This is a genomic window from Dactylosporangium sp. CA-092794, from assembly GCF_050948465.1.
Taxonomy (GTDB): Bacteria; Actinomycetota; Actinomycetes; order Mycobacteriales; family Micromonosporaceae; genus Dactylosporangium.
Map to the genome: position 1 here is coordinate 7,112,747 of NZ_CP192044.1, position 13,652 is coordinate 7,126,398.

General features: G+C 70.1%; 10 protein-coding genes. 1 reads left to right on the plus strand and 9 read right to left on the minus strand.

Annotated elements, in window-relative coordinates:
• Positions 1 to 127: 127 nt before the first annotated feature.
• The gene (locus ACQPXD_RS30345) at positions 128 to 1,867 is read left to right on the plus strand and encodes a DUF6119 family protein (RefSeq protein ID WP_432824735.1); all 1,740 of its coding nucleotides are present in this window, start codon (positions 128 to 130) and stop codon (positions 1,865 to 1,867) included.
• A 367-nt stretch (positions 1,868 to 2,234) separates the two neighbouring features.
• On the opposite strand, the gene ACQPXD_RS30350 is transcribed toward ACQPXD_RS30345, so the two are convergent.
• The 9 genes from ACQPXD_RS30350 to ACQPXD_RS30390 form a co-directional block, all read right to left on the minus strand.
• Positions 2,235 to 2,381 (minus strand): hypothetical protein, encoded by a 147-nt coding sequence (locus ACQPXD_RS30350; protein WP_432824736.1) that lies wholly within the window; start codon positions 2,379 to 2,381, stop codon positions 2,235 to 2,237.
• Between the two features lie 804 nt (positions 2,382 to 3,185).
• Positions 3,186 to 3,725 carry a hypothetical protein gene (locus tag ACQPXD_RS30355; RefSeq protein WP_432824737.1) on the minus strand — a complete coding sequence of 180 codons (540 nt, stop codon included), beginning with the start codon at positions 3,723 to 3,725 and terminating at the stop codon, positions 3,186 to 3,188.
• A 1,085-nt stretch (positions 3,726 to 4,810) separates the two neighbouring features.
• Entirely contained in the window at positions 4,811 to 5,734 is a 924-nt protein-coding gene (locus ACQPXD_RS30360) for a replication-relaxation family protein (RefSeq protein WP_432824738.1), read from the minus strand.
• A 769-nt stretch (positions 5,735 to 6,503) separates the two neighbouring features.
• Positions 6,504 to 7,337, minus strand: a complete 834-nt coding sequence (locus ACQPXD_RS30365; RefSeq protein WP_432824739.1) for a replication-relaxation family protein — start codon at positions 7,335 to 7,337, stop codon at positions 6,504 to 6,506.
• Between the two features lie 1,021 nt (positions 7,338 to 8,358).
• The gene (locus ACQPXD_RS30370; protein ID WP_432824740.1) at positions 8,359 to 8,613 is read right to left on the minus strand and encodes a hypothetical protein; all 255 of its coding nucleotides are present in this window, start codon (positions 8,611 to 8,613) and stop codon (positions 8,359 to 8,361) included.
• The gene (locus tag ACQPXD_RS30375; RefSeq protein WP_432824741.1) at positions 8,610 to 9,962 is read right to left on the minus strand and encodes a hypothetical protein; all 1,353 of its coding nucleotides are present in this window, start codon (positions 9,960 to 9,962) and stop codon (positions 8,610 to 8,612) included. The genes ACQPXD_RS30370 and ACQPXD_RS30375 overlap by 4 nt, the downstream gene beginning before the upstream one ends.
• Before the next feature lie 695 nt (positions 9,963 to 10,657).
• Entirely contained in the window at positions 10,658 to 11,269 is a 612-nt protein-coding gene (locus ACQPXD_RS30380) for a GNAT family N-acetyltransferase (protein WP_432824742.1), read from the minus strand.
• Complete coding sequence (locus ACQPXD_RS30385) at positions 11,266 to 12,852, minus strand: APC family permease (RefSeq protein ID WP_432824743.1); 1,587 nt, start codon at positions 12,850 to 12,852, stop codon at positions 11,266 to 11,268. Before ACQPXD_RS30385 ends, ACQPXD_RS30380 begins: the two co-directional genes overlap by 4 nt.
• Before the next feature lie 56 nt (positions 12,853 to 12,908).
• Complete coding sequence (locus ACQPXD_RS30390; protein WP_432824744.1) at positions 12,909 to 13,562, minus strand: GOLPH3/VPS74 family protein; 654 nt, start codon at positions 13,560 to 13,562, stop codon at positions 12,909 to 12,911.
• Positions 13,563 to 13,652: the final 90 nt, after the last annotated feature.

Below are 13,652 nucleotides of genomic sequence, written 5' to 3' on the forward strand. Positions count from 1 at the left end.
GGGCGCCGAACTGCGCCCGGCCGCTCATCAGCACAGTGAGATGTCGCGCGTGAGGGCGTGACGAGTTCTCATGCCTCCCAGTCTCCCGGCATCAGGTCGGGCGAGGTCAACCGCGAAGGGCCTGTCCATGTACGAATCCACGACTCATACGCTCGATGACGACAAGCGCGGCGCCAGCATCCGTCGGCGCGGCGTGCGCTCCCCGAACCGCAACAGTGCACAGGGCCGCCGGATCGGCGGCACCTACCGCACCACGCTGTACCGCCTCGACGGTGTCCCGCCCAACCCGGACGGGCTCAAGGGCGCCTTGAACCACCGGTACCTGCGTGAACAGGACTTCGAGATCACGCCGACCGCGATCGCCGACGCCCCGGCACTCCTCGTGCACGGGCGGGTGCCGCGCGACCAGGCGGACTGGTGCCCGATCATCACGGGCCTGACCGGCAACCACATCGCGGTCGGGTACAGCAGTGCCGGAGGAGCGATCCTCCTTGCCGTCGACGCGGTGGTATACGCCCTCACCTATGGCACGGTGGGCCGGCACATGGTCAACCCCGATCTCTTCGACCCTGGATTCGGTATCGGCTTCGCCATCCGTGCCGTCGGGGCCGAGCGGGTCGTGCGAATCACCCGCAGGTTGCTCGCCTCCACCGGACGGGTGGACCGGAGTCTCGTGCCGGGCGGTTCGCACATCCGTCAGTTCAATATCGAACACTGGGGTGAGATCATCGGTCAGCTCTGCGGCACGCTGCTCAAGAACCCGCGGCTGACAGTCACGCGGCTGACCAAGCGTCCGGTGTCCGTTGCTGGTGCCAACTCGCTGCAGATCCCGCTCAGCGTCGACCCGGCCGGCCTGCTCGACGACCTCCGCGAGATCACGCGGGTCTGTGCGGCTGACACGCCGTCCCCCGAACTCGAGTTCATCGCTCAGGTCCGCCCGCTGCCGAGTGGTGCGCGGACTGAGGAACTCGACCAGCACCTCGACGACCTGCTCGGGCAGATCGACCCCGAGGACCTCGGACTGACGATGCCGACCAGCCAGGTGGAACACGAGCCGTTCGCCGCGGCGTACCAGATCAAGATGACCGGACACCGCCGCGTCTACCGGTCCGATCTCGACCTGGACACCATCCTCGGCCGGGTCCGGACCCGGCCGGCGGGCATGCGGCTCAAGACGCTGAAGGGCGGAACCATCGCGCTCTGCCCTGAGTCGACCGGCGGCGAGCCGCTGGCGGCGCCGGAGCCGGTGCACAAGTGGATCACGGCCGAGGTCGTCCACGGTGCCGCTCGTATGATCTACCAGGAAGGCAAGTGGTACGAGATCGGCGAGCACCACCTCGACTTCCTTCGCAGCGAGATCGAGGAAATCCTCGACCGGCGCTCCACCATCACCCTCCCGCCGTGGACGAGCGATCTGGACAGCGAAGACGCTTACAACAAGCACGCTGCCAAGCACGGCTTCGTGCTGCTCGACAAGCGGCTGTTGAACACCCGCCAGCACCCGTACGGCATCGAAGGGTGCGACCTGCTCGGGCCTAACAACGAGCTCATCCATATCAAGCGCGCGGGTCGGTCCTCGCCGCTAAGCCACCTGTTCCAGCAGGGCGAGGTGGCCGTCGACGCGCTCCGCCACGAGCGTGACGCACGCGTCGCGCTGGCCAAGATGGTACGGGCCGCCGACCCGAGTCGGACTTTCACCGCCTCGTTCAAGCCGAAGAAGGTCGTGTACGGCATCGCGCTTGCCTCGGGCAAGCCGCTCACGGCGAAGACCTTGTTCACGTTTTCGCAGGTGGCCCTCTACCGGGCCGTTCGGCGGCTGCGCAGCGACGGCGTGGATGTGGAGGTCATTGGGATCCCGTCGCATTGACCCTTTCGGTGACCGAGCCGACCTGCTGCCCAACGACAATGCCGAACTGCTTGACGACGAACGCGATCAGCATTGCGCCGAAGCAGCAGCTGAGGCCACCAGGCGCGGCGTCGTCGCCCCTGGACTGCGCGCTCCTCTAACGTCCGCGTCGGTGCGCCTCTACCGACAACGGCCCCATCGTAAGGCGGGCGATCTGCGGTACGCATCGACTGCCGTAGACTTTCGACATCGATGAATTCGCCGGTACGTGGGCCCGCGCTGCTCTAGCGCGATCGGCCCCTGGCTCAGGCCGCCGTTCAACGGCCACGACGAGCGGGCCGGGTGCCACGAGCCAGACGGTGGTCGCGTGGCACCCGGTGCGGTCCGGTTATGCGGCTGGTCGTTGAACGCGGCGCTTGTTGAGGCGTAGCAGTCGGGAGAGGCGGGCGCGCTGGTCTTCGGTCATCGGGGGCGCGGAGGCGGCCAGTTGCTGGATCCAGTCCTCGATGGCCGGGTCGGTCAGGTGTCGGGCCATGGGCAGGGTGCCGCGTGCCTGCGGGTGGCCCGGTGTGTTCTCATATGGAGTTTGGTCGATTCTTGCGGCGGTCGCCGGTTTGGCCGTCGTTGCGCTCGACCTGTCGGCTTCGAGGCCGGACGGGTCGGGAGCCGTCGTGCGGTGGTCTGGGTTGGAGTGCGCGGCGGGCGGCCGCTGTTGTGCAGTGCGGCGAGCCCTCGGTTCGCCGGGCCTGCGTTGAGGCATGGTGCTCCTAGTGGCGGGGTCAGAAGGCTGGTGGTGTAGCGGATCGACAGCATGGGTGTCGACATCCCCCTTTCTTGGCTTGACTTCGAACGGCAACGCTCCACGGAGCCGTTACGGGTAAAGGTTGTTAGTGGCCAGCCGTACCTTGCGGCAGCTATCGTCACGGGCAGATCCCGAGAGGCGAGCACGCGAGACGGGGACGGTGCGTGGGTGGGGAGGGGTTCGATCCGCGGGCGAGACGGGGTCGGCGGCGACCGGTCTCGCCCTTGGCATGGCCGCGGAAGGGCCAAGACCGACTGTCGCCGTCACCACAAACTGACGGGGATTCGCACGGCACGGCAAATCAGTACAGGTCCGGCGAGTGGCGGGCACCGTTACCGGTCGCGCAGCACCGCCGCGATACCCAATTGGGCGCTTCGATGTTGGACCGGTTCCTTGCCTGGCGTTGGAATCGGCGATGGGAGAGCGGCGGGCGCGGCACGGCGACGAGCCCGGCGGTGGGTTGCTGTCCAGCGGAATGCTGGTCGCGTTCACCGCGGGGCTCGCCGCGTGCCTTTCGGTGCCGGCTAGGATAGGTGTCTATCCGGCCGGGTGCGGGCAGTGTTCGTGGTCGTCGTCGATTGTGTAGACGCTGAGTAGCCGTACGGCCCGGCGGACCGCGGTGTGCGCTGGCTGTGTCGGGCCGCCGTACAGCAGCATGGCGTGCAGGTCGGCGACGACTGCGATCACCGGTTCGGTCCGGATGGCCCGGCGCGGCGAGCCGTGCAGTGTTTCCTTGGCGAACCGCCAGGATTGCTCGCTGTCGGCGATGTCGTCGACGGCGAACACGTGTGTCCGCAGGCCGCGGAGGTACTGGTCCTCGCCCGACTGGGTGTGCTGCTTGGCCGGTGGCTCGGCGGCGAAGACGCTCAGTAGCCGTACGGCCCGGCACAGTGTGCGGTAGGCGTCGGGCTCTGGAACCTGTTCGTCACGTAGCACGGTGAGCAGCTCTTGGACGACGGCGATGACCGGGATGGTCTGGACCGCCTCGTCCGGCGTGCCTCGCAGCCACGCGGCTGCGAACCATTCGGCGTCTCGTGATCGAGTTGTCGAGTTGTTGTCTGGTGTCGATGTTGTCATCGGTCTACTTCTTTCTTGGTAGGACTGCCGCCCCGCGTTCGGGGCGGCTTCCCGGTCGGAGATGACCGGGCCGGCGTGGGCTCGTCGCGATGCCGAGCGTGAGTGCTGACAGGGTTGATCTTGTTGGTGCTCCTTTCTGCCCGCAGCGGGGCGCTCCGGATAGTGGGTTGGTAGCGCTGCCGCCAGCGGGTCGCGCGAGTGGACTCGGCGCAAGGCGGTCTTGGGCAGGCTCGGGTGGCGGTGGCGGTGGCGGACACCGCGGCGTGGTTGTTCCCCATCCGCAGAGCGGAACGGCGGCAACCGTTCCGCAGACGCTCCCCGCCCGTTCCGCCCCTGCTGTTCCGCGTCGGTGTTCCGCCCGGCGACGGCACGGTTGACCCGCCCCGCGGAACGGAATCCGGCGGCGACGGGCGCGTGGGTTCCCCATCCACCGGCGGGACGGCCGCTGACGCCGAGGTTGTCGTGCTGGCGTTCCTCCGGAACCGATTCCACCCGTTCCCGGCGCGGCTACGGCAAGGGTGATCGAGTCGCACCGGAGGGATGCCAAACGGCCAACCGTTCCGGCACGGTCACGGCACGGCGACCCCCAACCTTGCCGCTGCCGCACTGATTCAGTGACGCCGCGCAGAAGCGCGGCGCGACCGTCGCCCGGCTCGCGGTCGCCATCGGCGGCATGGTGGCGCGGACGAGCCGGTGCCGGCCCGCCCAGGAGTCGCGACGTTGGACAGTGCGGCTCACCCGCTCACCGGCCGCGGGTGAGCAGGAAGGTGGCTGACGGGTCAGGTCGTGGCAAGATCCAGTTGGGTGGTAGGACCGACGGGCCCCCAACTGGGGGTCTGGGTACCGACCCAACTGGCGTGCTGCCCGCCCGGTTGGGTACCCAGCCACCCAATCCAGTTGGGTGACGTTTATGACTGTCTATTGTCGCCCGGGGCATGGCTGCTCGCCGGTGGGCCAGCTCGGCGGGCGGCGCGGGTTCTGCTCACCCGAACCGGGCCGGCCGCGTCCATTGCGTGCTCGCGTCCAGCGACACTGGCGATTCGCAGGACCACCCGGCTGGACCGCGAATCGTTGTCCCTTGCGGCTCACGCTGCCCGCCCGTGCATCGGGTCGTCCGGGTCGTCGTTCTCCTCGGCGTCGAGCTGGTCGGCGATGTCGTGCGGTGGCGGGGCCGAGGGTAGTTCGGCCAGCCGCAGCGGACGGTCGTGGTGGCCGCGGGGCAGCCAGATCGCGTCCGCTGGGCCGGCGCCGATGCGGCGGGCGTGGTCGCGGGCGGCGGTCGCCACGGGTACCCGCACACGGACGTCGCGCAGCAGGTCGTGCAGGTGCTGCTCCCGGCGGCTGCTGTGCAGCCAGAACAGCACCGGCCAGCGCGGTGCGCCGTTGACGACGAACTCGCCATAGCGTGCCAGCTTGGCCACCAGGACCGACAGCTTCTCGCTCCCAGTATCGTGCTCAACGAAGAACGTCGATGCGTTGTGGTCGTCGCGCCACACCCCGAACCCGTCCGGCCGGACCGGCATGCGCAGGTACGACACGAACGCACCGACCTGTTGGCATTGCCGGTCGCACCACCAGCGCAACAGCGCCGCCTGCGGGTGCGTCCGGGCGTGGCCGGCCAGGTCGATGAAGAATTGGTTGAGGCCCAGCAGGTGCGCCAACCCGGGCCCGTCGATGAGCGCCCGACGGCGGGCGGCGTACAGGTCGGAGCGGGGCAGTTCATCGCCCCGGCTGCTGGCCACGACCTCGACACCCAGCGGGCTGAGCAGGAACCGCCAGGGGTAGGAGCCGCCGCCCTCCCGCAGCGGCCGGGTACGCTCCACCAGGCCGAGCCGGTGCAGCACCCGCATCCGCCGAGCAGCGACATCCTGGGAGGGAAACAGGGCGTGGCTGATCTGGACCGAGGTGAGTGTGCCGTGATCGTAGAGCCAGGACAGGAGTTGACGGTCGCGGCGGGTCAGTTGGGACTGCACCCGCAGCAGCGACTCACCCGCGTTGAGCCGACGCATACGCATCACCTCCCTGCCCACCCCGGCAAGAAGAGGACCCCCAGGTCCGTCGCAGGGCCTGCCCGCGGTGCTGACATCCCGCGTGAGCAGCCCGGTTGGGTACCGGCGGGTGTCGTTCTCGGTGTCGTCTTCTAGTCGGACGCCAACCGTGGCACCAAGCCGACCAGCAAGCACGACAGCCAACTGGGCCGCGCAAGCGATGCTGGCACAGCCGCCCGGCCACGCCTGCTACGCCGCGGACGTCGGCTGGCACGTCCCGGCGTCCACCGTGCACGATGCCGTCGCCGGCGGTGCGACCGTTGTCGAACACCGCCGCCGCAGCCGATTCGACGGCCCGGATGTGATCGTCTTGGAGACGCTCGATCGACCACCGCTCATCAGGGGTCGGTCGACGTCGTCGTGTGGCCTGTTCCAGCAGAGATGAGCCGGGCCGTCCTCGGCGTGCGGGATCCCTGTGGCCGGAATGGCCGTTTGTCGCAGTCATGTAGACCAGTCACCTTTCGATCAGTTCCGGCGAAGGCCGTCTGGCCTACGCCGGTAACGAATGGAGGTCGGGAGTTCACCCAGGTACTCAGTGCTGGGGAACACCCGGAGACCAACAGAGTGAGGACCCGGGCCGAACGCGGCCAAGCCGGTCCGATGTGGACGGACCGTTGGGTAGCCGGCGTGCGGCGTGTGCGGTGCGGGCACCCAACCAGTTGGGTGCCCGAGGTACGATGCCCATCCGCCGGGAGCGGGGCTGGTCAGCGCATGGTGGCGGCCTGGTTGATCAGTTCGCGGGTAGCTCGGCCAGCCGTACGTGGGCGGCAGGGTCGGCGCCGGCGACGCTCCAGATCGCCTCGGCCGGGCTGACGGCCTGGCCATACCGGCTCCAGGTGGTCGCCGCCACGGTCACCGGCAGCGCCGCCACGGCCAGGGCCTGATGCAGCTCGTGCTCGCGCACCGCGCTGCGGGCGAGCACCAGGATCGCGGTGACCGGCACGCCGCGGGGCACATCGCGGTAGCCGGCGAGCGCCCGAGCCGGCGGTGGCGGTGGCGTCTCGGCGGACGGGGATGGCTCGTGATGATCGACGTGCAGCAGGAACCGCACCGCGACGCCCTGCTCGACCCACACCCCGTACGCCTGCGGGCGCACCCCGCGAATGTCGTGATCGCCCAACCAGGTCACCGTGTCCACGCGGCGTCGCCACCGGTACAGGTGCCCCTGCGGCGCGGCGGCCAGGCGGGCGAAGAACTCGTTGACCTCGCTCGGCTCCCGGCCGAGCATCGCCGGCACCGGTCGGCCTTGCTGCCGCAGCCGCTGTTCAACAGCCCGCAGCCCGGCGGCCGTGGCCTCGTAGGAGGCCAGGTGGGTGCGGTCAGTGCCGTAGACGAACCGCCCGACCAGCCCGGCGCGGACCAGCGTCCCCAGGTGGCGGACCGCCGTCGGACGGCTGTCGAACAGCAGCCGGGTGACCTGGCTGGTGTCCAGCACGCCGTGTTCGGCTAACAGGCCCAGCAGCGCCCAGTGCCGCGGGCCCAACGCGTGCAGCGCCGCGTCCCGTTGTGCCGCCGTGACCGGCGGCATCGACCAGTGCGGCCTGAGCCGGCTGTGTCGCGCCACGCCACCCTCCGAACATCCGTAACCATCATCCAGCCTCGATCCGCTGCGGGCTCTCGGACTCTTTCGCGCCCCGCCGAACGAGCATCTTCTTGACCACCAAGGGCTCCCTGGGAGCGCTCCATCGAGGGTCGCTGTCCAGCGTATCGGCCGAACGGACGAGGACGAACGGGAACAATAGCCTCAAACGATGTGCTTGACGGGGCGGGCGCGGACTCCAGGGGCGAACGCATGGTCCCGACAGTTCCGGCAGCCCTGATGGGACAGCGCGGCCTGAGCCGGCACTACGGCGCTCCACCACCGAACACCCGTGACAATCGATCATGCCAACCGATCCAGTCCGAGGTTCGCGGAGCGTTTCTCGCTGCCAACCGAACGAGCATCTTCGTGACCACCAAGGGCTCCGTGGGAGCGCTCCAATCGGGGTCGCTGTCCAGCGTATCGCCCGAACGGACGAGGACATATCCCTGCAACGGCAGAGAATCGCCGCCGGTCAAGGTACGACGTGGATTCCGGACCACGCGCTCATCCCGACATTTCGGCTTCCCCGAGCGCGGTCGGAGTCGGCGGACCTCGTTCGATACGGCCTGGGGCACCGAGCCGGGGCCCCCACCCGTTCTCCACCGGAACCCGTGGGGCAAGGGGGTTCCGGGGGGCTCGGTCGTGCCGCAACCCGGGGTCTGTCGGCAGAGCCGAGGTCCGCGTTGCTATCCGGTGACCCGCCGACGTGGCGGTCTGCGGGCCAAGCCGGCGAGCAGCCCGGCACGATTGGGTTGGCTGCCCAGGTCCGGGTCGATGTCGGGCTCGGGGCCCGCCAAGCGGTGGTCCATGCATCGCAGCCAACGGTCCACGGCGGTGAGTCGGCGATCCCCGGTCAGCCAGGGTACGCGGTGTGCGCCTACTCGGCGGCACCCCTCAGCGCCGCGCGGAACTCATCCATCCCGTTGAACGCCCCAGCAAGCGGGGCGGGTTCGGATGGTACGGGGATCCAGTCACAGGGGTCAGGCTCGATGGCCGGGCCGGGTCACGGTCGTGGTCGAGGTCCGTGGTTGTCGCTGCGAGGGTCGTCGGGCAGTGGGCGGTCCGCGTTACAGCGGGTCAGGTCCCGGAAATGCCGCCAGGTGCTGGTGCTGCGGTCGTGGAAGGCGGGCGTGCGGCAGCTGATGCCGTCGCAGCCGGGGGCGTCGAGTGCATGCAGCAGCCCGGTCATCTCGGCGAGCGGGCCGGCCACGGCGGCCAGGTGTGGATCTGATTCCGGCGACAGGGAGTTGGGTGTCATTGGATGCCTGCCGCGGGGTGTGGGGCGGGGGTGGCGGCGATCAGGATGTGGTGGGCGAACACGGGTGTGTCGTGGGCGATGCAGTGAGCGGCGATGGCGTCGGCGGTGAGCGGTGTGGCGAGGCCGTTGCGGGGCCAGATGCGCAGCTGGGCTCGGGGCCGGCCGTGGTGGTCGGGGATGACGTGGACCGCGGCGGCGGCGATGTCGGGGTGGGCGGTGATGGTGCGGCGCAGTGCGGTGCCGCGGAGGCGTTGTCCGGTGGGGCCGAGGTAGTGCTCGGTGGGTTCGAGGCGGTGCAGGGTGAGGCGCAGGCTCGAGGTGAGGGTGCCGATGTCGCCGTTGGTGCGCCAGGCGGTCGGGGGTGGGCAGGGCTGGTCGGCGCAGTGGGCGGTCGTGGTGCTGGTGGTGCTGGCGGCTTCGATGAGTCCGGCGGTTCCGGGTGGGGTGGGTTCGCCGGCTGGGTCGACGGTGCGCAGCCGCAGGCCGGGCAGCGTCGTGAGCGCGGTCGCCGGCGCGCCGGTCAGGGTGGTGGCGCCGTCGTACCCGGGTGCGTGGTACCAGATGGTGACAGCGGCGTCGGTGATGGTGGCGAAGTCGTCCAGGTGGTTGGCGTCGGGTGGGGGCACGGTGGCTGGGACGACGACGTGGCGCAGGGTGCGGGTGGCGGTGCCGAGCCAGCCGGGCCGGTGTTGCCGGTGCTGTAGCAGGGCTTTGATCTGGCCGGGGGCGAGTACTGCCCAGTCCGGGCGGGTGTGCGTGGCGGTGTGCAGCCAGCCGGCGGGGATGAACTGCGGTTGGAGGACGACGGTGCCGCCGGTGAGCAGGTGCCGGATGGCGGTTTCGAAGATCGCGGCGGCGTGCAGTGGTGCAGCGATGAGTGCGGTGCCGCCCGGGGTGAGGCCGATCGCGGTGCCGACCCGTGGGTTGGTGGGTGGCTCACCGCCGGCGGTCCAGATGTGCCGGCCGCCGTACGCGGTGGTCAGGTGGGCGCGCCACGGCTGACACTGGTGGGTGGTCTGCGCGGTCTGGGCGATGGCGGCACTGATGGTGGTGGCCCGGATGCCGAGCGGGATCGGTAGCGGGATGGCGCCGCACAGCCAGACGGCGAGGGCTTCGGCGATCGTGCCGGCGGCGGGTTGGGCCAGGATCGGCACGATGCCACCGCTGGGCTGGCGCTGGGTGACGTGCTGGTAGGCCAGCTGCCACAGCTGCGCGAATGTGACCGTGCGGTCACGTTCGATGACCGCGATGCGGTGTCCGTCGGCCGTGGCGAGCTGCCGGAACCGGTCGGTGATGGCGTGCGTGGTGGCCGTACCGGCAGCGGACTGCACCAGGTTCGTCGAGCTCATGGACGACTCGCCGGTTCGGATGCGGTGCGTGCGCTGCCGTTGGCCAGGTGCCGCGGCGTGGTCAGCCCGCCGGCGTGGTCAGCCCGGCCGAGCTGACGATCGCCCCGGTCCGGGGCTGGTGCCGCGGCCAGGGCGGCGGCGAGCGCTGCGACAGTCAGCAGCTTGGTGGCGTTGGTGAGCCAGCGAGGCCGCTGCGGGGACTGGTTGCGGGCGTTCCACCGCGGTGGCGGGCCCGCGATGTGGCCTGCTGCGGGCGGTCGACGGTTGATCGGCTCGCCGGGTGGGGGCTGCCACGCGGCTTGTGCGGCAGCGGGGAGCAGGTCGAGGAACGCTGGCTGTCGCCGCGGCGGGTGCAACCGTGGCTGGTGTGGCCCTGTCGTCGGCGTCGGTCGGTCGGCGCCGGTTCGGAACATCAACGTTGATCCTCTTCGTGATCGGCTTTGAATGGTGGGCGGGCCGCCCGCGCCGCGTGGAGCTGCGAGGTGAGCGCGGTGCGGGCGGCCCGAGGGTAGGGCCGGCGGCGGCCTCCCATCCGAGCCCGGATCCCGGATGGGACGGCACGGGCCGCCGTCGGCCCGACCAGGGAGACGCCGTCGCGGACGGCGTCTCCCGGTGGGGGTGCGGTCCGACTGGCACGAGAGGGGTTCGGGCCGCGCCCGTGTCGGATCGGCCTGGGCGCAGGGCGAGCCGGCGGGTTACAGCTGCTGGGTCGGGTTGGGTGGGCGATGCATCGGATACAACGCGACGCCGTCGCTGAGCAGGACGGGTGGCAGCGACCGGAAGCCATGGCGGCGGTACAGCGCAGCGTTACGGTCGCCGGTGGCTTCGAGGTAGACGCTACGGCCGGCGATGTCGAGCCGGCCGAGACGGTGGCGCAACAGCTGGGTACCGATGCCCTGCCGTTGGTGTTTGGGCACGACGGCGAGGTAGGCCAGGTATTCGTGCGGGCCGAGCGGGTGATGCTGGTCCATGGCGGCGTCGAGGGCGGTGAACCGTTCGGTGTGCGGGTCGCAGCAGTTGGCGAGGCGCTGCTGGTAGTTGGGGATGGGCAGGCTGAACCGGGTTTGGACCGCGGCCCAGACGGCAACGCCGTGGAATGCGTCGTACACCTCGACGCGGACGTTGGGTTGGGCGAGGAACCCGTCCAGGAGCAGCCCGAAGTAGCCGGGGTATATCGCAGCCCGTTCGTGCGGGTCCGGGACCAGCCAGCCGGCCAGGTCCCCGCCGTGGAACGCCTCCGCGAGGGCCGCCGCGAGCAGCGGCTGGTCCGCCGCACTCGCGGTCCAGATCGTTTCCGGCCCGGTCATCGGCCCGGCCCTCGCGGCGACCGGCCGTCGGTGCTCGCGCCGGCGGTGCCAAGCGAGCCGACCGCCCCGGGCAGTGCCGCGGCGGGCGTGCCGAGGCCGCCGGTGTCCGGACCGGCCTGGCCGATGGCGGCGTACGCCTCGGGCCGGACCGCGCGCAGGTAAGCGGCGCGGGCCGCGCCGAGCACTGCGACGACGGCGAAGCTGGCCGGCAGGGTGTATCGCCATACCGAATCGGCGGGCACGCCGAGGAGCAGGTCGAAATGCTGCCAGGTCAGCACCAGAATGACACCGAGCAGTACCGCGGCCAGCGCTGGCGCCACCGCAGCGGGCCACACGCCGACCCCAGCGCGGCGGGGGGCGGGCTGCGTCGCGAAGTACGCGACCACCGCGGCAGAGGTGACGGTCATCAGGATGAGCACGCCGAACCCGCCGAGCACGGTGATCCAGAAGAACAGGTTGATGAACGGGTCCCAGCCCTCGACCGCGAACAGCACCAGCACCATGGCGGCGAGGATGGTTTGAGTCAGCGAGCCCCACACCGGGGCGTTGGCCCGGTTGAACCGCCCCAGCCAGCGGGGCAATACCCCTTCGCGGCCGAGGGCGAAGGCGTACCGGGCGGAGGTGTTGTGGAAGCTCAACAGCGCGGCGAACAGGCTGGTGCAGAACAGCACATGCCCGGCGTCCAGCCAGATCTGGCCCAGGTACGGCTGGGCGAGCACGAACGGCAGCTCAGAGGTGTGCTTGGTGGCCAGGTCGATGACCTGGGTGGGGCCGGCGGCGTCGGCCATCGCCCACGAGCACAAGGTGTACACCAGCATCGCCACGGTCAGCGTGATGTAGGTGGCCCGGGGCACGGTCCGGGTCGCGTTGCGCGCCTCCTCCGAGTAGACGGGGGCGGACTCGAACCCGACGTAGCCGGCGATCGCGGTGCAGGCGGCGACGCCAAACCCGGCGAAGGACAGATGTGCTGGCGACAGTGCGTCGAATGTCGTCTGACCGCCGGCCGGGTGGGCGACGTGGACCACGGCGAAGACCAGTACCACGACCAGTTCGCAGGCGAGGAGGATGGCCAGGATGGTGCCGGACAGCTCGACCTGCAGCAGTCCCAGGATCGCGACCAGCAGCCACGCCCCGCCCGCGAGGAGCCACCAGGCGATGTCGACGCCGAACCGGGCTTGGAGGAAGACGTGCAGGACGTAGCCGAAGCCACCGAATAGTCCGATTTGCATAGCGTTGTAACTTTCTAACGCAATCATGGCTGCGGCGACACCGGGGATACGGCCGAGGCCAGCGGTGATGTAGCTGTAGAACGCGCCGGCGTTGATGATCTGCCGGGACATCGCCACGTACCCGACCGAGAACACCGCCAGCACGGCGGCGACCGCGACGTAGGCCAGGGGCATCTGGATGACGCCGGTGACCGCCCAGCCGCCGGTGGCGCCGCCGAACACCACCGTGGCCGGGGCGACCGCGGCGAACGCCGCCGCGATCAGCCGGCCCAGGCCGAGCCCGGTGCGTTCCAATGACGCCAGGACATTACTGGGCCGGCCCCGCTGGACCGGCGCCTGAAACGCTGCAGACATGAACAGCTCCTCATCACGAGAAAAGGTGTTGCAAGACAGGACAGAAGCGCGAGGGGTCAGCGGCTGGCCATGACCGCCGAACCGACCACCGCCGCGGTATGCGCGAACAGCTGCTGAAACAACGGCCGGGTACCGGCGACCACCGTGTCGAGATACGACTCGGTGACGCGACCGCCGCCCTCCACCGCCCGCAGATGCAGCCCGGTCACCTTCGCCAACCCAGCCAGCACCGCATCAGGCTCGGTGAACGCGCGCTGCTCCACCAGGAACACGTGCAGCCGGGCTGCTGGCCAGCCGGCGACATTCGGGTCCACCGGGCGGTAGACGGTCCGGGATCGGCCCAGCAGCTTGCGGTCCTCCAGTTTGACCACCAGCCGTCGGCGCAGCATCCGCTCGGCCACCGCCTCGTACGACGTGTGTGCCAGGTGCCGCAGCCAGACTTGCACCGGCAGCCGCTCCTCGCCGTGTAGCTGGTCCAGCACCTGATGCGTCAACGCGTCGCGGGGCGGGAACTCCGTCACCGGCACTACCCTGTGGTGCTCGTCGAACCCGATCCGCTCCTCCAGCAGCAGCTCCGCCAACAGCGCAGCCGCCAGCCCGATCGCGACGACCCGGTACGGCGCCAGCAGCCGACCGGATCTGTCGTGATGGCTCAGCAGCCAAAAGTCGGTCGCCGCGAGCGCCGGCGGCGGCCGGTACGCGTGCGTCATTGCAACTCCAAGCTCAAGCCGCAGGAAGGTGCCGATTCCCTGCGGCGGCGAATGGGACGTGGTCCAGTGGCGCCGAGGCGGGTGAATCTC